The organism is Nonomuraea endophytica, from assembly GCF_014203235.1.
Lineage (GTDB): Bacteria > Actinomycetota > Actinomycetes > Streptosporangiales > Streptosporangiaceae > Nonomuraea > Nonomuraea endophytica.
On sequence record NZ_JACHIN010000004.1, the window covers coordinates 456,115 to 477,158 of the forward strand.

At 71.6% G+C, this 21,044-nt stretch carries 17 protein-coding genes; 8 read left to right on the forward strand and 9 right to left on the reverse strand.

Going from position 1 to position 21,044, the window contains the following annotated elements:
- The first annotated feature begins 35 nt into the window (after window positions 1–35).
- The 8 genes from HNR40_RS17715 (at window position 36) to HNR40_RS17750 (ending at window position 11,527) form a co-directional block, all read left to right on the forward strand.
- Window positions 36–1,040: a phosphotransferase family protein gene (locus HNR40_RS17715; protein WP_184962519.1), complete on the forward strand. Its 1,005-nt coding sequence runs from the start codon at window positions 36–38 to the stop codon at window positions 1,038–1,040.
- Window positions 1,025–2,287 carry an acyl-CoA dehydrogenase family protein gene (locus HNR40_RS17720; RefSeq protein WP_184962521.1) on the forward strand — a complete coding sequence of 421 codons (1,263 nt, stop codon included), beginning with the start codon at window positions 1,025–1,027 and terminating at the stop codon, window positions 2,285–2,287. The genes HNR40_RS17715 and HNR40_RS17720 overlap by 16 nt, the downstream gene beginning before the upstream one ends.
- Window positions 2,288–2,314: 27 nt before the next feature.
- A complete protein-coding gene (locus HNR40_RS17725) occupies window positions 2,315–3,229 on the forward strand; it encodes a lytic transglycosylase domain-containing protein (RefSeq protein WP_184962523.1) in 915 nt (304 codons plus the stop codon).
- Window positions 3,230–3,323: 94 nt separating this feature from the next.
- Window positions 3,324–3,527: a hypothetical protein gene (locus HNR40_RS17730; protein WP_184962524.1), complete on the forward strand. Its 204-nt coding sequence runs from the start codon at window positions 3,324–3,326 to the stop codon at window positions 3,525–3,527.
- A gap of 169 nt (window positions 3,528–3,696) precedes the next feature.
- Window positions 3,697–4,548, forward strand: coding sequence for a helix-turn-helix domain-containing protein (locus HNR40_RS17735; RefSeq protein WP_184962526.1), 852 nt, complete (start codon window positions 3,697–3,699; stop codon window positions 4,546–4,548).
- Between the two features lie 72 nt (window positions 4,549–4,620).
- The gene (locus HNR40_RS17740; RefSeq protein WP_184962528.1) at window positions 4,621–4,884 is read left to right on the forward strand and encodes a hypothetical protein; all 264 of its coding nucleotides are present in this window, start codon (window positions 4,621–4,623) and stop codon (window positions 4,882–4,884) included.
- A 627-nt stretch (window positions 4,885–5,511) separates the two neighbouring features.
- Entirely contained in the window at window positions 5,512–8,760 is a 3,249-nt protein-coding gene (locus tag HNR40_RS56350; protein ID WP_184962530.1) for a hypothetical protein, read from the forward strand.
- A 1-nt stretch (window position 8,761) separates the two neighbouring features.
- On the forward strand, window positions 8,762–11,527 hold the full coding sequence (locus HNR40_RS17750; protein WP_184962532.1) for a protein-arginine deiminase family protein: 2,766 nt from the start codon (window positions 8,762–8,764) through the stop codon (window positions 11,525–11,527).
- Here HNR40_RS17750 and HNR40_RS17755 read toward each other — a convergent pair.
- Genes HNR40_RS17755 through HNR40_RS17795 form a run of 9 tightly spaced genes read right to left on the reverse strand, consistent with a single transcriptional unit; the run spans window position 11,524 to window position 21,034 of the window.
- Window positions 11,524–12,498: a P1 family peptidase gene (locus HNR40_RS17755; protein WP_221340493.1), complete on the reverse strand. Its 975-nt coding sequence runs from the start codon at window positions 12,496–12,498 to the stop codon at window positions 11,524–11,526. The genes HNR40_RS17750 and HNR40_RS17755 overlap by 4 nt on opposite strands.
- A gap of 5 nt (window positions 12,499–12,503) precedes the next feature.
- Window positions 12,504–13,127 (reverse strand): TetR/AcrR family transcriptional regulator, encoded by a 624-nt coding sequence (locus tag HNR40_RS17760; RefSeq protein WP_184962536.1) that lies wholly within the window; start codon window positions 13,125–13,127, stop codon window positions 12,504–12,506.
- 37 nt (window positions 13,128–13,164) lie between these two features.
- The gene (locus HNR40_RS17765; RefSeq protein WP_184962538.1) at window positions 13,165–14,112 is read right to left on the reverse strand and encodes an ABC transporter substrate-binding protein; all 948 of its coding nucleotides are present in this window, start codon (window positions 14,110–14,112) and stop codon (window positions 13,165–13,167) included.
- Between the two features lie 12 nt (window positions 14,113–14,124).
- Window positions 14,125–15,069 carry an ABC transporter permease gene (locus HNR40_RS17770; protein WP_184962539.1) on the reverse strand — a complete coding sequence of 315 codons (945 nt, stop codon included), beginning with the start codon at window positions 15,067–15,069 and terminating at the stop codon, window positions 14,125–14,127.
- The gene (locus HNR40_RS17775) at window positions 15,066–15,815 is read right to left on the reverse strand and encodes an ATP-binding cassette domain-containing protein (RefSeq protein WP_184962541.1); all 750 of its coding nucleotides are present in this window, start codon (window positions 15,813–15,815) and stop codon (window positions 15,066–15,068) included. Before HNR40_RS17775 ends, HNR40_RS17770 begins: the two co-directional genes overlap by 4 nt.
- 42 nt (window positions 15,816–15,857) lie before the next feature.
- Window positions 15,858–17,810, reverse strand: coding sequence for a glycosyltransferase family 39 protein (locus HNR40_RS17780; RefSeq protein ID WP_184962542.1), 1,953 nt, complete (start codon window positions 17,808–17,810; stop codon window positions 15,858–15,860).
- The gene (locus HNR40_RS17785) at window positions 17,807–18,955 is read right to left on the reverse strand and encodes a bifunctional glycosyltransferase family 2/GtrA family protein (protein ID WP_184962543.1); all 1,149 of its coding nucleotides are present in this window, start codon (window positions 18,953–18,955) and stop codon (window positions 17,807–17,809) included. Before HNR40_RS17785 ends, HNR40_RS17780 begins: the two co-directional genes overlap by 4 nt.
- 25 nt (window positions 18,956–18,980) lie before the next feature.
- Window positions 18,981–20,342: a sensor histidine kinase gene (locus tag HNR40_RS17790; protein ID WP_312896399.1), complete on the reverse strand. Its 1,362-nt coding sequence runs from the start codon at window positions 20,340–20,342 to the stop codon at window positions 18,981–18,983.
- Window positions 20,339–21,034 carry a response regulator transcription factor gene (locus tag HNR40_RS17795; protein WP_184962545.1) on the reverse strand — a complete coding sequence of 232 codons (696 nt, stop codon included), beginning with the start codon at window positions 21,032–21,034 and terminating at the stop codon, window positions 20,339–20,341. The genes HNR40_RS17790 and HNR40_RS17795 overlap by 4 nt, the downstream gene beginning before the upstream one ends.
- Window positions 21,035–21,044: the final 10 nt, after the last annotated feature.

Below are 21,044 nucleotides of genomic sequence, written 5' to 3' on the forward strand. Positions count from 1 at the left end.
TAGAATTTGATTCTGATCCGGGTCCGAAGGGTGCCATGACCTCCACGCACATCGACGTCAGCACGATCGACTTCGACGCGCTCGGGGCCTGGATGGACGGGCAGGGCCTGCCCGGCGGGCCCATCGGGGACGTCGCGCCGGTGCTCGGCGGCACGCAGAACGTGATGGTGCGCTTCTCGCGGGGCGGCCGGCCGTACATCCTGAGAAGGCCGCCGCTGCGGCCGCGGCGCAAGAGCAACGAGGTGCTGCGGCGTGAGGCGAGGGTGCTCGCGGTGCTGCGCGACACCGCGGTGCCCGCGCCGCGGCTGATCGCCGCGCAGACCTCGGACGAGCCGGTCTACTACCTGATGGAGCCGGTCGACGGCTTCAACCCCTCGACCGGGCTGCCGGAGCCGCACGCCTCGGACCCGGCGATCCGGCACCGGATGGGGCTGGAGGCCGCGGTCGCGCTGGCCGAGCTCGGGCGGGTGGATCCGGAGCGGCTGCCGGGGTTCGGCAGGCCGGACGGCTTCCTGGAACGGCAGGTGCCGCGCTGGACGGCCGAGCTGGAGTCCTACGGCAAGCTCGACGGCTACCCGGGCCCCGAGATCCCGCTGCTGCGCGAGACCGCCGCGTGGCTGGAGCGCCACCGGCCGAAGTCGTTCACGCCCGGGGTGATGCACGGCGACTACCACTTCGCGAACCTGATGTTCGCCCACGACGGCCCGCGCGTGGCGGCCATCGTGGACTGGGAGATGTGCACGGTCGGCGACCCGCTGCTGGACCTCGGCTGGCTGCTGGCCACCTGGCCGTCGAACGCCGGGCACGTGCCCGGCCTGCCGTCCGAGGACGAGATCGTCGCCTGCTACGCCGCGCTGACCGATCGGGACATGTCGGCCGTCGACTGGTACGCGGTCTTGGCCTGCTTCAAGCTCGGCATCGTGCTCGAAGGCACCCACGCCCGAGCCTGCGCCGGGAAGGCGCCCAAGGACATCGGGGACCTCCTCCACCAGACCACCCTGGACCTGTTTGCGAGGGCACAGACATGGATTTCTCGGTAGAGCCGGAGTTCCAGGCCAAGCTCGACTGGATGGACACGTTCATCCGCGAGGAGGTGGAGCCGCTCGACCTGGTCTTCCCCGGCCAGGCGTACGGCACGCCGGACGAGCGGCTGCGCAAGATCGTGGACCCGCTCAAGGAGCAGGTCAGGGCGCAGGGCCTGTGGGCCTGCCACCTCGGCTCCGAACTCGGCGGCCAGGGCTTCGGCCAGCTCAGGCTGGCCCTGATGAACGAGCTGATCGGCCGCTCCACCTGGGCCCCGGTCATCTTCGGCTGCCAGGCGCCCGACACCGGCAACGCCGAGATCATCGCCATGTACGGCACCGCCGCCCAGAAGGAGCGCTACCTGCGTCCCCTGCTGGACGGCGAGGTGTTCTCCGCGTACTCGATGACCGAGCCGCAGGGCGGATCGGACCCGAGGCTGTTCACGATGAGCGCGGCCAGGGACGGCGAGGAGTGGGTTCTGGACGGCGAGAAGTACTTCACCTCCAACGCCCATAACGCCGCCTTCTTCATCGTGATGGCGGTGACCGACCCCGAGGCGCATCCGTACAAGCGGATGTCGATGTTCCTGGTGCCGTCGGACACGCCGGGCGTGGAGATCGTGCGCAACATCGGCACGATGGGCGACCGCTCCGGCCACCACGCGCACCTGCGCTACACCGGTGTGCGGGTCGGCGTGGACGCGCTGCTCGGCGAGGAGGGCGGGGCGTTCGCGGTGGCGCAGGCGCGGCTGGGCGGCGGCCGGGTGCACCACGCGATGCGCACGGTCGCGGCGGTCAAGAAGGCCTTCGACATGATGTGCGAGCGGGCGCTGTCGCGGGCCACCCACGACGGGGTACTGGCCGGCAAGCAGCTCGTGCAGGCGGCGATCGCCGACTCCTACCTGCAGATCCAGCAGTTCAGGCTGCTCGTGCTGCACACGGCGTGGCTGATCGACCAGTCCTCGACGCGGGAGGCGCGCACGCAGATCGCGGCCTGCAAGGTGGCGGCGGCCCGGGTCTTCCACGACGTGGTCTACCGGGCGATGCACCTGCACGGCGCGCTGGGCGTCTCCAACGACACGCCGCTGGCGCGGCTGTGGCAGGCGGCGCCGCTGATGGGCATCATGGACGGGCCGACGGAGGTGCACCAGGCCTCGATCGCCCGCCGCGTGCTGAAGGACTACTCGCCGGCGCCGGGTTTGTGGCCCACGGAGTACTTGCCGGACAAGATTGCGGCCGCTCGGGCGAAATACGCCGATATATAGCTGATCCAGCCACTACGGTGGGACGTCATGAGACTCGTCCTCGCAGCGTCCCTGGCCGTCGTCCTGTCCGGATGCGGCGGTACGGCCGGCGGCACCGCCACCCGGGAGCAGCTCAAGCCCGCTGCCGAGTCTCCGGCCACCACCGAGCCCCAGGGCACCTCCCAGAGCGCGCCCGGCGACGCCCCCGCCCCTGACACGCCCATCCCGGCGGACCCCGCCAAGCTGGCCGCCGACCTGAAGGCCACCACCACCGCCCTCTACTCCGGCATCGACGCCTGGACCAAGAGCAAGGCCGCCCAGCCGCCACAGGAGGTCGTCCTCTACGCCCTCCACCACCAGCGCGTCTACCGCAAGCTGGCCAGGAACGCCAAGCTGGCCGGCGCCGTCATCGCCAAGCTGCCCAAGCCGGTGGCGGCCGAGGCCCGCGACAACGCCAAGGCGGTCGGCAAGCTGCTGTCGATGGCCCGCCCGATCACCGCCGCCCGTCGCGCGAAGATGCGCCTCGCGCAGGCCGAACCGGCCGGGACGCTGCGCGGCCACATGGTCAAGGCGGAGAAGCGCTTCGGCGTCGAGTGGGAGGTGCTGGCGGCGATCATGCTGGTGGAGACGAAGTTCGGCCGCGTGCGCTCGGCCAGTTCCACGGGCGCGCAGGGGCCGATGCAGTTCATGCCGGGCACCTGGAAGATGTACGGCATGGGCGGCGACGTCCACAAGTCCAAGGACTCGATCATGGCCGCCGCCAACTACCTGAAGGCCACCGGCGCTCCCAGGAACTACCGGCGCGCCGTCTTCGCCTACAACCACGACGTGCGTTACGTGGACGCGGTGCTGTCCCACGCCGCCCAGATCAAGCGCGACCCGCGCAGCTTCTACGCGTACTACAACTGGCAGGTCTTCGTGCTGTCGACGAAGGGGGACGTCCGCCTGACCGGCCCCCGGTGACCGACTCATACCGATTTTGACTAAAACGATCACATAAATCCCTGGAGCTCCTACAATTGCTCGCAATTGCAGGATTGATCGGGGAAGGATCGTCATGCGTATGCGGTTTCTCGGCTCCACTTCGGAAGCCGGGGCCTGTCCCACCCTCTACGAGACCGACCGCGGCACCATCGTGGTGCAGGGCCTCCAGCTCACCGACCCCGAGGCGCTCGCCGATCTGCGCGACGTCCTCGACGGTGAGACGGCGGTCGAAGTACCACGCGAACTGCTCGTAGACATCGCCCGCAGAGTCCTCTGACCCATCGCGGACGCTCGCCCGCCCCCGAGCGCCCACCCTGCCCGCGTCACCCCTCGGCGCGGGCATTCCGCATTCCGGCCGTCGGAAAGCCACGCGCCGCGACCGATTGATCACAATTGCGAAACCGGGCCTGGCATGATCCATGCAGACAGGTCTAGCCTCTAGCGGCGTGACGTCCTTTCAGCAGGCGCGCATCGACCTCGGCGCCCAGCTACGCCAGCTGCGCGAGGCGGTGCACCTGTCCGGCAAGGATCTTGCCGAGCGATTGGGCTGGCAACCGTCCAAGGTCTCCCGGCTGGAGAACGCCCGCCAGACCGCGACGGAGGACGACGTGGTCGTGTGGGCGAGTGCCGTACATGCTGCTCCGGAGGTGACGGACCAGTTGATAGGCCAGGCGATCTCGCTGCTCGAACGGCACGACGACTGGAAGCAGCGCCACCGCAGCGGGCTGGCCGCCATCCAGGAGGACATCCGCGACCTGGAGGCGCGCACCCGCCTGTTCCGCGTGTTCGAGCCGGGCATCGTGGTGGGCCTGCTCCAGACCACCGAATACGCCCGCCACGTCTTCCGCAAGGTCAAACGCCTCTACAGCGCCCCCGACCAGATCGACGCGGCGGTGCGCGTGCGGATGCAGCGCCAGGAGATCCTCTACGACCCGACCCGCACCTTCCGCTTCGTGGTCCCCGAGGCGGTGCTCCACACCAGGCTCGCCCCGATCGACGTGATGCGCGGCCAGCTCGACCGCCTGCTGGCCGTCAGCACGCTGCCGAACGTCGAGTTCGGCGTGATCCCCTACACCAGCGAGCTGCCGTCCTCGCCGATCAACGGCTTCTGGATCTACAACGAGGCCATGGTCGGAGTCGCCACGATGACAAAGGACCTGGTCCTCCGCGATCCCGATGACATCGCCTTCTACGTGAGCGCGTTCGACGAGTACTGCAAGGTCGCCCATTTCGACGAATCCGGCAGGGCCCTCATCATCCGGATACTTCACGAATACGGGAAACAATCCTCACTTTAATCCCAGCAATTGCTTGCCCCGCGAGTGAAGATCGTGCAATTCTGTCGCGAGACGTTGCGGAGGTGACGCCTGATGCTGGACACCACGCTCTGCCTGGAGCGCTTCGCCTGGTACGCGGGTCGCCACGCCGACCTCTCGGTCCAAAGTGTGGCCCTGGCCTGCGATCCCGCCTATGTGTCGGTGCGCAACCGCTTCTCCACCACCCTCACCGAGACCGTCACCTGCTCCGACGAGGGCGCCTTCGTCACCTCCTGGGGCTACCGCCTCGGCAGCACCGACGACGTAGAAGCCGCCGCCGCCCGCCTCGCCTTCCTCCTCGCCGCGCTCCCCGCCTAACCGCGCAATTTTCCCCCCGAGGACTTTCTCCCCCACAAGCATTTCTCACCACACGCCCGCCCTTTTCGGCCTCCCGTGCGCCGCACAGACTTTCTCCCGCACACGCTCGCGCTGGCCGCTTTTGCCCTCTCATGCGCGGTACACAGGCCTCTCTCCCCGCGCAAGCCTTGGCCCGGACGAGGATCACAGCGCGCAGCGCGCGAGCCCCCTCCCGCCACACGCATCGCGCCTCACGCATCGCGCGACGGGTAGCACGCCGCGGGCATCGCGGCGCGTAGCGCGCGAGGGTTTCCCGCGTCGTGCGGAGATGGCTGGGCGCGCAGGGTCTCCCGTTGTGCGGGCATCTTGCGGGCGCGTGGGCCTTTCCTCTTGTGACCGGTCTTTCGGGGTTACGGCAAGCCGCCCGCACCCCACCCGCCGCACATGGCTGGGGTCTGTCCAGGGGGACGGTCGTCGGGTGTGCGGGGCCGGCCGCCGTGACGGCCCGGATGTCGGCCCGCTGAGCGGGAAACCCCGTGACAACCCGGCCTGACGGACGTAACGTTGGCCCGTCAAGCTCAGCACGCTAAGTGGTCATGTCAACACCAAGAGTGCTGTCGAGCGGTTCCAGCGAGGGTGAGGTGCCCATTGGCTAGCGAAGGCATTCTCCGGTTCATCACCGTCCGGCCGGCCAAGGCGCGTGTCCAGCCCCCGCCGAGTGTGCTGATCCCGGCGGCCGGGCTCTTCCAGCAGCTCGCCGCGGCCGTGGCGGGCGGCGCGGACCGGGCCAGGCTGCGGGAGATCGCCCGCGGGTACACCACCGCCGCCGACCAGCCCGAGCCGCTCGACCCCGCCGCCCTGCGCGAGTGGTTCTACGCCAACCAGGACCGTCCCCTCGAAGACGCCGACCTGGACGGGCTGGTCCGCCACGCCTACGGGAGGGCGCTGCCGGAGCTGGTGGCCGGGGACCAGTTCGCCGCCACGCGGGCCCGGGTCACCGACCAGGTGCTGACCACCGCGCTGCTCGGCGACCCGGCGGGCGACGGCCAGCGCCACCTGCTCGACGCCAAGCTCCTCGCCCTCGCCGTCACCCTCTCCGCCACCCCGCCCGACCCCACCGCCCCGGCAAGCAGCCACGGGCCCACGCCGGACCAAAGCGCCCTGGATCAGGCCATCTCGGACTCGGCCGCCTCGGGACATGCGATCCCGGAGCAGGCGATACCCCGCCAGACGGCCCACGGCGACGCAGGTCAGGGGGATGCCGTCCACGGGAACCTGAGTGACGAGGATGTGGCTCCCTGGGATGCCGCCCGAAGCCAGGCGGATCACGGCCAGCCGGGTCAGGGGCAGCCGGGTCAGGGGCAGCCGGGTCAGGGGCAGCCGGGTCAGGGGCAGGGCACACCCGGGGAGGCGGATTCCGGTACGGGCGGGGATGTAGCGGGCCAACCCGGGGATGTGACGGGCCAACGTGCGGGTGTGGCGGCCCACGGTGGGGATGTGGCGGCCCAACGCGGGGGTGGGCGGAGGACGTTGGGGGATGTGGTGGGTGGGGTTGTCGTGGTGTTGCCCGGGTTTTTGGGGCGGGCCCGGCAGGAACCCCTTCCGGTGCCCCCGTCCATACCCACCGACACCGCCGACCAGGAGGCTCGTGACTGGCTGGCTCGGCTGGAGGAGGCGCGGCGGGAGCTGGTGCGGTTGGTCACCGACGGACGGCACGTCGAGTATCCGGACGTCCTGGCCCCCGTCGTGCCAGAGGGCGACGTCGAGCGGCAGCTGGCCGAGCTGCGGGCGGCGAATGCGGGGCGGCCGCGGTTGTCGGCCTCCGCGCGGCTGAGCGACACGACCACCGGCGTCCTGGCACAGCTGGGGCAGCTCGACGGCGAGGTGCTGCCGTTGCGGGCGGTTCCGGTCATCGAGGAGGAGATGCGGCGGGCCGGCGCGCAGGTGGGGACGCCGGCCGTACCGGATGGGGTGCTGGCCTTTGACGGCGGGGAGATCGATCTCGGCCGCTACCACCGCGCCCTCAGCGACTCCCCGGCCGTCACCGACCCGCCGCCGGTCCCCCAGCACTCGCAGGCGGGCGTCGCCGACCTGCTGGTGGTCAGGCAGAAGATCAAGGCCTACGAGCTGGGCGAGTACGCCCACATCGAGAACGTCATGGCCGGCGAGTCCCGCGAGCGCTCCACCCGCCGCCTGACCCAGGTCGAGGAGATCATCGAGCGGGAGACCGAGACGGAGACGGAAAAGGAGAAGGACCTCCAGTCCACGACCCGCAACGAGCTGCAGAACGAGGCGGAGAAGCACGTCAAGAGCCAGCTCGACATCGAGGCGGGTCTTCAGGTCAGCGGCAGTTACGGCCCCGCGGTCTCGTTCACCTCCAGTCTGAAGGCGGGCTTCTCCACGACCACCGAGGAGTCGCAGCGCAAGGCGTCCTCGTTCTCGCAAGAGGTCACCCAGCGCACGGTGGAGAAGGTCCGCGAGAAGGTACGCACGCTGGTGCGCAAGCGCACGCTGGAGGAGTTCGAGGAGAACAACCGGCACGGCTTCAGCAACAACCTGAACCGCCACCTCCGGGGCATCTACCGCTGGCTCAACAAGGTCTACGACGCCCAGGTCTTCAACTACGGCCAGCGCATGATGTTCGACTTCGTGGTGCCGGAGCCGGCGGCGTTCTATCTGTATGGCCTGGTGGAGAACCCGCCACAGGACAGCGAGCTGGTCAAGCCGGCTCCGCCGACCGTCGCGGGCAACCCGCTGACCCCCGGGCAGATCAACGCCCTGACCTACGGCCCGCTGCTGTCCCGCTACCGGGTGACCAACGCGCCCGCGCAGCCGCCGGAGCTGCGCACGGCGAGCTTCTTCGCCAAGTACGACGGCGGCAACTACATCTCCACCGGCGCCGCGGGCAAGGTCGAGATCCCGGAGGGCTACCGCGCCTACCGGGCGACCGTGCAGGCCACCCACATCTGGGCCGAGGACGTCCAGCTGCACCCGTTCCAGATCGTCTTCGACGGCAAGATGTACGACTTCCACAACAGCTGGGGTTCGCAGGGCAATTCGACGAGCTGGCTGGAGAAGGACGCGTCGGTCTCGATCTCCGTGGCGGCCAACGCGTGGGCGGTGGCGATCGACCTCGACTGCAAGCTCTCCCCCGAGGCGTACGCGGGCTGGCAGCACGCCGCCTTCGACGCCATCATCACCGCCTACCAGCAGCAGCTCGCCGAGTACAACGAGCGCAAGGCGCAGCGTGAGCTCGAACGCAGCAGCAGCCAGCAGTTCGGCCGCAACCCGCTGGCCAACCGGCGAGTGGAGCGTGACGAGCTGAAGAAGTGGGTCATCATGATGCTGGCCAAGCAGCCGGAGCTCAACCTCGACTCCTTCAAGAGCCCGACCGGCGCGCCCGTCCTGGACCTCGACAAGGCCAATGCCAACGGCCGCTACATCCGGTTCCTGGAGAACGCCTTCGAGTGGCAGAACATGCTCTACGTCTTCTACCCGCACCTGTGGGGGCGGCGGGCGCGCTGGGTGTCGGCGCTGAACGTCACCGATCCCGACGCGGACTTCGCCGCGTTCCTGCGGGCCGGGGCGGCGCGGGTGCAGGTGCCGGTGCGGCCGGGGTTCGAGCGCGCGGTGGCCTACTTCGTGCACACCGGCAACGTGTGGGACGGCAACGACGTGCCGACGGTCGAGGACGAGCTTTACGTGCCGATCATCGACGAGATCACCACCAACCTCGGCAGGATCGACGGCGGCGTCCCGTATCCGGCCGGGTCCAGGCCGTGGGAGGTGGTGGTGCCGACGGACCTGGTGCTGGTCCAGGACCTGTCGGAGGTGCCGCCGATGCGGGACGCGCTGCGCCCCGGCGCGCCCGTCATCCTCGACGCCGGCGAAGGCTGAGGTGTGCGCCTACCGCCTGCACGCCGACTACGACCGCACCGGGCGGCTGAGCGGGGACGCGGCGGAGTGGGCCGGCAGGAAACTCGAGCCGGGCGCTTTGGTGCGCGCCAACCTGGACGCCGACGCCAGGCGGCTGCCCGCGTCGGTCGCCCGGTCGGGCCCGGCCACCCCCGACCGGGAGCGCCAGGCCAAGACGGCCGGGGACGACGAGCCGATCAGGATGCAGGTGCAGGAGGTGAGCCACGAGCCCGGCCCGCTGTTCGTGGTGCTGCAGGGGGCCGATCCGCGGCGGATCGCGGTCGTGGACTCGACCGGGGTGCGGATCCGGCCGGTGCCGAAGCGGAACCTGGCCCGCTATCCGCTGCCGGCGGGGCCGTTCCCGAAGAAGCTGGCGCTGGAGGCGGTGGACCTGGCGGCCAGTCCCGCGACCAACAGGCTGCTGGTCCCCGGAGCCGGGCCGCCGACCGGCGCCAGGATCGTGGTGCGGCTGGAGCGCGACGGCGCGGGCGGCACCGTGGTCGAGGACGAGGCGGTGGTGACGCTGGCGCCGTTCGTGCTGATCGGCAACGCGGGGCGGCTGGAGCGGCTCTACATGTGCACGGTGCGGGAGGACGACCCGGCGAAGTCGCTGGACGACAACGGGCCGGCCGTCGCCGACGTGCGTGCCGCGCTCGCCCCGCTGCGCGTGCCGCTGGTGCTCATCCCGCAGGAGGTGCACGGCGGCGACAGCTGGATCCAGGACCAGTACCAGCTCGGCTACACGCAGACGCCCGACGGGGTGCAGCGGGTGCTCCTGCACACGCCGCGCACCCGCTCGGACGCCTCCAGGACCGGCGGCCCGAACCTGGGCGGCGTGCTGGCCGGGCACTTCCTGAGCAGGGACATCGGGGTCTGCCAGGCGTTCTGGGACCGCGAGCTGACCGTCCCGGGAGCGGGCGGCGCGCCCGCGCGGATGGGCTTCGCCGAGAGCGACCGCCTGCTGACGGTGCTGACGAGGGTGCTGGTGTTGCGCCGGCACATGGTGGAGATGGTCTCCAGGATCGGCACCGCCGAAGATCTCGCCCGGATGCGCAAGGCGATCGGCCCGGCGCGGGCTGACGTGTGGAAGTCCCGCGTGGAGCTGGAGCTGCTGCTGAGCCTGTTGCGCGGTACGGCACGCGCGGCCCTGACCCGCCCGGACACGCCGTGGAAGAAGGACCTGATCGACCCACTGCTCGACGACGCGGGCCGGCAGGTCACCGCCGTGACGACCGAGATGCCGATCACGGCCGGACGGGCCCGGCTGCGGCTGCCCGCCAACGGGCCGCGCCCGGCGAGGGAGTTCGTGCTGAGCGCCGGCGAACTGGTCAAGCTCGACCAGCAGCTCGGCAACTGGCACTCCGGGCACAACTACGGCGGCAACATCGAGGTCGGCCCGCCCTCCAAGAACGGCCCCGCCGGAGTGGTCGTCGTCGGCAACACCACCCAGCAGGCCGACGACGGCTCCACGCTCACCGACATGGATCCGGACCTGCTGGCCTTCCTGCGCGGGCAGGCGCACGGCCACCAGAGCGTGGTGGAGGTGGACACGAGCTGGCTGGACGTGGGCCACGTGGACGAGATGCTGGCGTTCGTGCCGGACCTGCGCGACCCGCGCGGCCTGGGCACGGTGCTGCGGGCCGCCCCGTCCATGGCGCTGCTGATCATCACGGAGGCCAAGCGGGAGTTCCTGAGCGGCCTGAACGCCCGCGACCAGGCCGAGTACACGAACTGGCAGTACATCAGCTCCAGGAGCCGTCACACGATCCAGGGCACCAAGCCGATGACCCACCTGCTGCGGGGCCTGCGCTGGCTGCAGCATCACGAGCCGGGCCAGACGCTGCCCACCGAACCGCCGGAGATCTACCAGCGCCTCGCCCGCCAGAACGCCTCCGGCCCGACCGCGCACGACATCCCGCTGCCCATCTCGCCCTGGAGCACCCAGCCCGCGCCGGTCTATCCGGCGGGCATCTCGGTCTATGAGATGTACTACTTCAGCGACAGCCTCAACGAGGACCTGGAGGCGGAGCCGGCGCCCGCCAGGAGCGACCCGGACGGGACGGAGTTCCCCGCGGTGGGCCAGCTCACCGAGGCGGTGCGGCGGATCACCACCGAGTACGACGGCCGGATGCCGATCCTCGGCCTGCCGGTCTTCTTCGACCGCCGCTCCCCGGCGAGCGGCCGCAGCACCGCCTTCACCCCGAACCTCGCCAACCTCCAGGTGGCCGGAGACCGCCTGCTCATCCCCCGCCCGCACGGCCCGCGCATGTCGCCGGAGTCGGCCGCCCGCGTGCTCCGTGCCGTGGCCACGCGCTTCCCCGAGGCGGCGCGCGCCGCGCGGCTCACGCCGCAGTGGCTGCGCGCCCGCGGCCTGCACCGGACCACGTTCTGGGCCCGCCACCAGTCGGTGGGCAAGTCGACGGCCACCGACCTCGCCAACCTGGCGGCCGCCTTCGCCGACGGCTTTCCCCGCGGCATGCCGGAGGCCCAGGTCCGCGGGCACATCCGGCGGGCCAACGCGAGCGCGTTCGACGCCGCCGGCCAGCTGAAGGGCGGCGGCTGGCGGCAGGTGGTGATCCCGGAGAACAAGGTGGACCTGTTCGAGGCCTGGACCGAGGCGGTCGCCGACAAGCTCGGCTACCGCGTGCAGTGGATCGAGGCGTGGTATTACCACGTCCGCCTGGGCTCGATCCACTGCGGCACGAACGTGCTGCGCACCGCCCCCGCCAACCGGCCGTGGTGGCGCTAGGCGGGCCGCCAGGCGGCCGCGGTGTGGCCGTCGCGGCCCCGGGTGGTCACCGCGGCCAGGAGGCTGTTGAGCACCGACTCCTCGACCGCGTCGAGGGTGGCCTCGAACAACGGGCTGAGGCGCCGGTCGGCGACGTGCTCGCCGGAGGCGGCGGTGGAGAAGGCGAGGCCGTAGTCACCGCTGCCGTGGGAGTAGGAGGCGCCGACCCGGCCGAGCGCGTAGACGCCGCGCTTGGCGAGCCTGGTCAGCTGACGCCCGTCGAGGCGGGCGTCGGTGGCCACGACGATCATGCAGGAGCCGTCGTCCGGCGGCGTCTCCAGGCCGAGGAGCTCCAGCTCGGAGGCGGCTTCGGCCTCGTGGGTACGCGCCCCGGTGCGCAGGGTGCCGCCGAAGTTGGCCTGGACCAGCGCGCCCACGGTCACCCGGCCGGCCCCGGCCAGGTCGAGGGTGCGCGAGGCGGTGCCGATGCCGGCCTTGAATCCCAGGGCGACGGTGCCGGTGCCCGCGCCCACGCAGCCCTCCTCGACCGGTCCGGGGCGGGCGCCGTCGAGCGCGGCGAAGACGTGCTCGGCGGTGATCGGGCGCGCCGGCATGTCGGACAGCCAGCCGTCGTTGCACTCGCCGACGACCGGGTTGACCGAGGGCAGGCCGGGGTCGCGGGCCAGCATCCAGCTGATCAGCGCGTCGGCCACGCGGAAGGTGGACATGGTCGCGGTCAGCAGGATCGGCGTCTCGATCACGCCGAGCTCGGCGACCTGGGTGGTGCCGACGAGCTTGCCGTAGCCGTTGCCCGCGTAGACGCCGGCGCTGAGCGGCAGCCGGTCGGGGACGACCGCGGTCACGCCGGTGTGGATCGCGGGCTCGCGGCGCAGCGTGGTGTGGCCGACGCGCACGCCGGTCACGTCGGTGATCGCGTTGTGCTCCCCCGTCGGGTACGGCCCGGCCGCCAGACCGTGATCACGCGCGCGCATGGCCGTCATGCGGAGAACGCCTCGGGAGACAGCCCGACCTCGCGGGCCGCGGCGGTGCGGGCATGGGCGAGCAGGCGCTCCTGGGTCAGCACGTCGGGGTGGAGCGTGTAGCGGATGGCCAGCCCGTCGAGCATGGCGTCGAGGCGTTCTGCCGCTCCGGCCGGGTCGTCACAGGTGAACTCGCCGGCGGCCACCCCTTCGGTGATCACCCGCTCGATCGCCCGCAGCCACGTCGCCTCCAGCTCCAGGACGATCTCGTTGACCGCGGGCTCGCGCAGGGCGGTGTTCCAGGCGTCCAGCCACAGCAGCCAGCTCTGGTCGGCGCGCGACTGCGGGATGTAGTAGTCGAGGACCCGGTCGAAGCGCCGCACGGCGGTGCCGGGCCCGCGGACGATCTCCTCCAGCCGGGCGCTCTCCACGTCGAGCGTGGCCCTGAGCATCGCGGTGATGAGCTCGTCCTTGGTGGCGAAGTGGTAGTGGATGAGGCCGCCGCTGACGTTGACCGCCTTGGCGATGTCGGCGATCCGGGTGTTGGCCAGCCCTTTTTCGAGGACGACGCGCCGGGTGGCGGCCAGCAGCTCGGCCCGGCGCTGGTCGGCCTGTTCGGCTCGGGAGGAAGCACTTCGCACCACGAAATCCTATCGCCGGGCCGTACGCCGGTATCCGTCAGCATCCGGCCTTGTAAAGGACCTTCCGCACCTCTGGGGTGTCGACGTTCTCGCGGGTCACGATGGTGGCGTCGGTCGGGATGGCGGCGGTCACCTGCTGTCCCTTGACCGCGGCGAACGCCTGCTCCACGCCCTTCGCGCCGATCTCGCCGGGCAGCTGGGCGATGAGCGCCTGCACGACGCCGTCCTTGAGCTGCTTCACCTGGGCCGGGCCCGCGTCGAAGCCGACCATCTTGACCTGTCCGAGCTTGCCCGCCTGCTGCAGCGCCGTGCCGGCGCCGGTCGCGGAGTTGAGGTTGGTGGCGAAGACTCCGGCCAGGTCGGGGTCCTTCGCCAGCGCGGCGTTGACGATCTTGGAGGCCTCGCCGACGTCGTTGTGCGAGTACTGCACGCCGAGCGAGCTCACGCCGGGGTGGGCCGCCTTGATCTCCTCCTCGAAGCCCTTGATCCGGGCGTCCACCGTGCTCACGCCGGGGTCGGTGGAGATGACGAGCACCTTGCCCTTGCCGCCGATCTGCTCCGACAGCGCCTTGGCCGCCGCCGCGCCGCCCTTGACGTTGTCGGTGCTGATCCTGGACAGGCCGATCGAGGCGTCCTCCACTACGGTGTCCACCAGGATGATCTTGATGTTGCGCTGCTTGGCCTGGGTGAGCGGGGCGATCATCGCCTTGACGTCGGTGGGCGCGATGAGCAGGGCGTCGGGCTGGGCGGCCACGACCGAGTTCACGATCGGCGTCTGCAGGGTCGGGTCGAACTTCTGCGGCCCCTGCACCTCCAGCTCGACCCCGAGCTCCTTGGCCTTGGCCCGTGCGCCGCAGGCCATCGTCTCGTAGAACTCCTCCCCCGCCAGCCCCTGCACGAGCGTCACCCTGACGGCGCCGCCGGCGCTGGGCTGGCCGCAGGCGGCGAGGGCGAGCAGGAGGGCGGCGGCGAATGCCTTGCGCATGGGGAAGTCTCCTCACTGGTCGCGGCGGGCGCGCTGGCGCTGGTCGGCGTAGACGGCGGCGATCAGCACGGCGCCGACCACCACCTGCTGCCAGAAGGGCCGCACGCCGAGGATCTGGAAGCCGTTCTGCAGCACCGCCGGGATGAACACGCCGATGACGGTGCCGGCCACGGTGCCGACGCCGCCGAACAGCGACGTGCCGCCGATCACGACGGCGGCGATCGCCTGCAGGTTGTCGGTGGAATGAGCGGACACGCCGGTGATGCCGTATTTCGCCAGCGACAGGTATCCGGCCAGCCCGGCCAGCAGTCCGGCCAGGCCGTACACGGTGACCAGGTGTCTTCCGACGCGCACGCCGGCACGGCGGGCGGCCTCGGCGTTGGAGCCGATCGCGTAGGTGTGGCGGCCGAAGCGGGTGCGGGCGAGGGCGAAGCCGAGCACGGCGGTGATGGCGCCGCAGATCCACACGAGGTGCGGCACGCCGAGCCAGCGGGCCAGGCCGAGGCCGAGGTTCAGCTCGCCGGGCGCGCGCAGGTCGACGCCGCCGGTCAGCAGCAGCGCGGCGCCGAGCGACATGCCGAGCGTGCCGAGGGTGACGATCAGCGCGGGGATCCGCCCGTGCGCGACGAGCACGCCGTTGAGCAGACCCCACCCCAGCCCGGACAGTACGGCCGCCGCCGCCCCCAACAGCAGCGAGCCGGTGGCCTCGGCCGTCAAGGCGGCGGCCACGGCCGAGAAGACGAGCACGCCGCCGACCGACAGGTCGATCCCGGCGGTGATGATCACGTAGGTCATGCCGGTGGCCAGGAGCAGGAGGATGGCGGCGTCGCTGACCAAGTTCAGGAGGTTGAACGGGGTGGCGAAGCTGGCGGGCCGCAGGAGGGCGAAGGCGGCGAGCAGGCCCACGAGCACGAGCCCGATCCAGAACACCTGCGCCGACAGCAGCCGCCCGCTCATCCGCGCGCTCCGGTCATCGCGCCGACCAGTTCTTCCATGGAGACCTGCGCGGTGTCGAAGCGGGCCACCCGGCGGCCGAGCCTGAGCACCTCGACCCGGTCGGAGACGGCCTTGACGTCCTGCATGTTGTGGCTGATGAGCAGCACGCTCACGCCGGAGTCGCGCACGCCGCGGATGAGGTCGAGCACGCGGCGGGTCTGCACGACGCCGAGCGCGGCGGTCGGCTCGTCCATGAACACCACGCGGCGCGCCCAGGTGACCGCCCTGGCCACGGCGACGCCCTGCCGCTGACCGCCGGAGAGCGTGGAGACCGGCGCGTCCTGCGACTTCAGCTCGACCCCGAGGCGCTCGCAGGCCTGCCGGGCGCGCTCGCGCATGGCGGCGTCGTCGAGCAGGCCGAGGCGACCGAGCAGGCCGGGCTTGAGCAGTTCGCGGCCGAGGAAGAAGTTGGCCGCCGGGGTGAGGTCGGCGCAGAGGGCGAGGTCCTGGTAGACGGTCTCGATCCCGGCGGCCCTGGCGTCCTCGGCGGAGGAGAAGGCCATGGGCCTGCCGTCGAGCAGGATCTCGCCGTCGTCGGGCGGTTCGACGCCGGACAGGATCTTGGCGAGGGTGGACTTGCCCGCGCCGTTGTCCCCGATCAGCGCGACGACCTCGCCGGGCGGCAGCGCGAGGTCGGCTCCGCGCAGCGCCTCGACGTGGCCGTAGCTCTTGACGATGCCGCGGGCTTCGAGCAGCGGTCCGGCCATAGATCTATCAAGAGCGGGGTTGACATCGTTGTCAACCCCCGATCAAGAACAGTCGTAGAGGCCGTCCTGGCCCTCCACGGCCGAGCAGTTCTCCTGGACCCACGAGGTGGCCTGGCCGCCGCCCCTGCCGCCGCCGGTCATCACGTAGCGCAGGCGGCCGGAGGAGGTCAGCTCCTCCAGGCGCGCGGTGGTCATGGCCGGGTCGGAGCCGGTGAAGCCGCCCATGGCGATGACCGGCTCACCGGTGGACAGGATCAGCGAGGATGCCTGCTGGGCGCTGCCCACCGCGACCAGCCAGTCGGCGTTCCCCCGGTTGGCCTCCAGGAACGTGGCCAGCTCGGCGCTGACCTCCCGCCCGCCCGGTCCGCCGGAAAGGCCCGGGTTCCCACCGCCGGGCGACCGGTCCTCGGCGGGCGCGCGATCTCCAGCGGGCGCACCGTCTCCTGCGGGCGGGGTGGATCCGGCGGGCGGGGTGGATCCGGCGGGTGGACGGTCTCCGACGGGCTGACGGCCGCCCGGCATGCCCGTCGGACCGCCGCCGAAACCGCCGAAGCCGCCGAAGCCACGGCGGCCCGCGTCGGGTCCGGCGGTCGGGTTGGTGCCGTTGATCGGGGACTGGAGCGGAGTGACCGCGTACGCCGCCGGTCCGGCCAGCCCTGCGACCAGGGCAAGGACCAGCCCGGCGACGGTGATCGCGGCGCCGCGCCGTACCCGGGCCAGAATGAGCGCGAGCCCGGCCAGAGCGGTGATCCCGAGCACCGCCCAGGCCAGCCACGGCGTCCACTCCGGCGTACGGCGCAGCACCGCGAACGCCCACCCCCCGGTCACCACGACGGCCACCGGCAGCACCCAGCCCAGCACCCGCGCCTCCCGATAGGCCTGCCACATGAGCACCCCGCCCATCCCGCTCAGCGCCGCCACCGCCGGAGCCATGGCCGTGCTGTAGTAGGGGTGGAAGGTGCCGCTGGAGAAGCTGAAGACCACGACGTGCACGGCCAGCCAGCCGCCCCACACCAGCCACGGCCCCCAGCTCCACGCCTGCCCTGACCTCCTGGCCCGAAGCCCGGCCGCGGTCGCCAGCAGCAGGGCGATCGCGCAGAACGGCAGCAGCCACGAGATCTGCCCGGCCATCACCTCGTTGAACAGCCGCCCGGCCCCGGACTCCCCGCCGAAGGAGGGCCCGCCGGCCCGCCCGCCACCGCCCTGGCCGAAGATCCGGCCGAGGCCGTTGTAGCCGATGACCAGGTCCCAGACGGAGTTGTCGGTGGATCCGCCGACGTAGGGCCGCGAGTCGGCGGGCCACAGGTCGACGATCGCCATCCACCAGGCGCTCGACACCACGAGCACCGCCCCGGCGGCCAGCAGGTGGCCGAGCCGCCTGACGACGCTGGCGCGGGCGCAGAACAGGTAGGCGAGCGCGAAGGCGGGCAGCACCAGGTACGCCTGGAGCATCTTGGCGTTGAACCCGAGGCCGACGAAGAGCGCGCAGAGCAGCAGCCAGCGCGGCCGCCCGGTGCGCAGCGCCTCCAGGCAGAACCAGGCGGCCACGGTGAGCAGCAGCACCAGGAGGGTGTCCGGGTTGTTGTCGCGGTTGATGGCCACGGTGATCGGGGTGAGCGTCATCGCGAGGGCGGCGACGAGCCCGGCCGCCTCCGCCCGCCGTTCCCCGAAATAGGGGGACATGTTGCGGCGTACCGCCGAATAGACCACCGCGATCGCCGCCACGCCCGCCAGCGCCTGCGGCACCAGCATGCTCCACGTCGAGAACCCGAAGATCCGCGCCGACAGCGCCATCACCCACAGCGCCAGCGGCGGCTTGTCCACGGTGATGAACGACCCGGCGTCCAGCGCGCCGAAGAAGAACGCCTTCCAGCTCTGGGTGGCCGACAGGACGGCGGCCGAGTAGTAGGTGTTGGCCATCCCGCTCAGCGCCCACGTGTACAGGACCAGGGCGACGGCGAGCACCCCGGCCAGCGCCCAGCGCGCCCGCGTCATCGGCTCACCCTGCGCGGGTTGAACACCCAGACGCGCAGCAGCAGGAAGCGCACCAGGGTGGCCAGCGCGTTCGCCAGCACGACCGCGGCCAGCTCCACTCCGTGCGAGACCCCGCCGGGCAGCAGCGCGAGCCCGCCGGTGGTGAGCGCCAGCCCCACGAGGAAGGCGATCAGACCCTCGAACTGGTGCCGTACGACGCCCGCCGGCCCGCTGATCCCGAACGTGAAGCGCCGGTTGGCCGCGGTGTTGGCCACGGCGGTCACCAGCAGCGCGATCGCGTTGGCCGGCATCGGCGCGAGCGCCCCGCGCAGCAGCGTGTACAGCCCGAGGTAGGCCAGCGTGCTGAAGACGCCCACGATCGCGAAGCGGGGCAGCTGCCTGGCCAGCCCGCGCGGCACCTGCCGCGACGGGATCGGCGCGCGCAGCGCGTGCGCGCGGGCCAGCCTGGCCATGCCGCGCAGGTCGTCCAGCGCGGTGCGCACGACGTCGACCCGGCTGTCCGGATCGTCCACCCAGTCGACCGGCACCTCGTGGATGCGCAGCCCGTGCCGCTGGGCCAGCAGGAGCAGCTCGGTGTCGAAGAACCACTGCTCGTCCTCGACCGCGGGCAGCAGCGCCTGCGCCACCTCGGTGCGCACCGCCTTGAAGCCGCACTGGGCGTCGGTGAAGCGGGCGCCGAGCAGGGCGTGCAGGAGCAGGTTGTAGCAGCGGGAGATGACCTCGCGCTTGGGCCCGCGCTCCACTCGCGCCGCGGGCGCCAGCCGGGTGCCGATGGCCAGGTCGCTGTGGCCCGACAGCAGCGGCGCGACCAGGGGCAGGAAGGCGTCCAGGTCCGTGGACAGATCCACGTCCATGTAGCTGACGACGTCCGCGTCGCTCTGCGACCACACCTTGCGCAGCGCCCTGCCGCGCCCCTTCTCCTCCAGGTGTACGACCCGCACGTGCGGCAGCTCGGCCGCCAGCTCCCTGGCCAGCAGCCAGGTGTTGTCCGTGCTGGCGTTGTCGGCGATCGTGATGCGGAAGCCGTAAGGGAAGGTGGCCGTCAGATAGTCGTGCAGCCGGGTCACGCTGGCGCGCAGGGCGCGCTGCTCGTCGTGGACCGGGACGACCACCTCGACCAGCCGCGTCTTGATGGATGTTCGCATGTCTCCCAGGTCACCGGGCCGGTCTTTAGCCGGACTTAGCCGATGATGAGAGCGGGGTGAGACTTCCCGGCAGGCGTACCGTGGCGATCACTCCGCCGCCCGGCGCGTTGTCCAGCCGGACGCTTCCGCCGGCCTCGGCCACCGCCTGCGCCACGATCGCCAGGCCCAGACCCGAGCCGGGCAGCGCGCGTGCCGACGGGGAGCGCCAGAACCGCTCGAAGACGTGCGGCAGCTCCTCGCGCGGGATGCCGGGCCCGTGGTCGCGCACGGTCAGCACGCCGCCGCGCAGCACCACCTCGATGCCGTTCTCGCTGAACTTGCGGGCGTTGTCGATGAGGTTGAGCACCGCGCGTTCCAGCGAGGCGGCGTTGCCGACGGTGAACCACTGGCCCAGGTCGGTGCTCAGCTCGGCGCCGCGCAGCCTGGCCCGCTCGGCGGCGGCCTTCACCACCTCGTGCACGGCCAGCTCCACGTGCGGCTCGTGGTCGGTGTCGCCCCTGGCCAGCATGAGCAGGTCACCCACCAGCGCCGACAACTCGGCGAACTGGGCCTTCACGTTGACCAGCAGCCGCTCCTTGGCGGCCGGGTCGAGCTGCCTGCCGGTCTGCTCGCTGCGCAGCAGCAGGTCGATGTTGGTGCGCAGCGTGGTCAGCGGGGTGCGCAGCTCGTGGCCGGCGTCGGCGACGAGCTGGCGCTGGCGGTCGCGGGAACCGGCCAGGGCGGCCGTCATCGCGTTGAAGGAGGCGCTCAGGCGGGCGATCTCGTCCTCGCCCTTGACCGGGATGGAGGTGTCGAGGTCCTCGGTGGTGGCGATGTGCTCGACCGCCCTGGTCAGCTCGCCCACCGGGCGCAGGGCCGTACGGGAGACGAGCAGGCCGGCCGAGGCGGCGCCGAGCACGCCGAGGCCGGCCACGCCCGCGAGCAGGGCGGCCAGCGTGCTGAGGGAGGTCTGCAGGCGGTCCAGGCGGCGGGCGCTCATGACGGCCACGCCCGGGGCGACCCACTTGGTGACGACGCGGACCTGCGCGCCGTCGATGGTGGCGCTCGTGTGCAGGCACTGGCCGCCGGAGCGGGCCACCCGCAGGTCGGCCTCGGTCACCCGGATCGGCGTGCCGAACGAGCAGGTCGGGCTCTGGTCGGCGTAGATGATCTGCTCGGAGTACGGCGGCGCGTAGGCGTCCTCGGCCGGCGGCTCGGTCGAGCACCTGAGCTGGAGCTTGACGATGTCGGGCCGCTTGCCCGGCGGGCCCTCCAGTTCGTGGTCGAGCTGGCTGAGCAGTTCCATGCGCACGATGGAGAAGCACAGGACCGCCGAGAGCGCGACCGCCAGCGCCACCGCAGCCGTCACCAGCAACGTCATCCGGGCACGCAGGCTGCTCCATTTCACGGTGCGTTCCGCAGCACGTAACCGACGCCGCGCACGGTGTGGATGAGCCGGGGCTCGCCGCCCGCCTCGGTCTTGCGCCGCAGGTACATCACGTAGACGTCGAGGGAGTTGGAGGTCGGCTCGAAGTCGAAGCCCCACACCTCGCCGAGGATCTGGTCGCGGGTCAGCACCTGGCGCGGGTGGCTGAGCAGGAGTTCGAGAAGCTGGTACTCGGTCCTGGTCAGATCGAGCCTGCGGGCGCCGCGGGTGACCTCGCGGGTGGCCGGGTCCATGCGCAGGTCGGCGTAGGAGAGCAGGCCGTCCTGCGGCACGGCGCCGAGCGCGCTGCGCCGCAGCAGCGCCCGTACCCTCGCCAGCAGCTCGTCCAGCTCGAACGGCTTGACCAGGTAGTCGTCAGCGCCCGCGTCCAGGCCGGAGACGCGGTCGCCGACGGCGTCACGGGCGGTCAGCATCAGCACCGGCACGTGGTTGCCGCCCTGCCGCAGCCGCCGGCACGCGGTCAGCCCGTCGAGCTTGGGCATCATGACGTCCAGCAGCACCGCGTCGTACGCCTCGCGGGCCAGCTGCTCCAGCGCGGCCTGCCCGTCCACGGCCGTGGCCACCTGGTAGCCCTCGAACTCCAGGCTCGACTGCAGCGCCTCGCGCAGCGCCGGCTCGTCGTCCACCACCAGGAGTCTCATGGGCTCACTCATGCGTCAACGC

Excerpts from the sequence above, each read along its gene's own strand:
- HNR40_RS17715 (WP_184962519.1), top strand. The coding sequence starts at position 36 with ATGACCTCCACGCACATCGACGTCAGCACGATCGACTTCGACGCGCTC.
- HNR40_RS17720 (WP_184962521.1), top strand. The coding sequence starts at position 1,025 with ATGGATTTCTCGGTAGAGCCGGAGTTCCAGGCCAAGCTCGACTGGATG.
- HNR40_RS17725 (WP_184962523.1), top strand. The coding sequence starts at position 2,315 with ATGAGACTCGTCCTCGCAGCGTCCCTGGCCGTCGTCCTGTCCGGATGC.
- HNR40_RS17730 (WP_184962524.1), top strand. The coding sequence starts at position 3,324 with ATGCGTATGCGGTTTCTCGGCTCCACTTCGGAAGCCGGGGCCTGTCCC.
- HNR40_RS17740 (WP_184962528.1), top strand. The coding sequence starts at position 4,621 with ATGCTGGACACCACGCTCTGCCTGGAGCGCTTCGCCTGGTACGCGGGT.
- HNR40_RS17755 (WP_221340493.1), bottom strand. The coding sequence starts at position 12,498 with ATGCGCGCGCGTGATCACGGTCTGGCGGCCGGGCCGTACCCGACGGGG.
- HNR40_RS17765 (WP_184962538.1), bottom strand. The coding sequence starts at position 14,112 with ATGCGCAAGGCATTCGCCGCCGCCCTCCTGCTCGCCCTCGCCGCCTGC.
- HNR40_RS17770 (WP_184962539.1), bottom strand. The coding sequence starts at position 15,069 with ATGAGCGGGCGGCTGCTGTCGGCGCAGGTGTTCTGGATCGGGCTCGTG.
- HNR40_RS17775 (WP_184962541.1), bottom strand. The coding sequence starts at position 15,815 with ATGGCCGGACCGCTGCTCGAAGCCCGCGGCATCGTCAAGAGCTACGGC.
- HNR40_RS17780 (WP_184962542.1), bottom strand. The coding sequence starts at position 17,810 with ATGACGCGGGCGCGCTGGGCGCTGGCCGGGGTGCTCGCCGTCGCCCTG.
- HNR40_RS17785 (WP_184962543.1), bottom strand. The coding sequence starts at position 18,955 with ATGCGAACATCCATCAAGACGCGGCTGGTCGAGGTGGTCGTCCCGGTC.
- HNR40_RS17795 (WP_184962545.1), bottom strand. The coding sequence starts at position 21,034 with ATGAGTGAGCCCATGAGACTCCTGGTGGTGGACGACGAGCCGGCGCTG.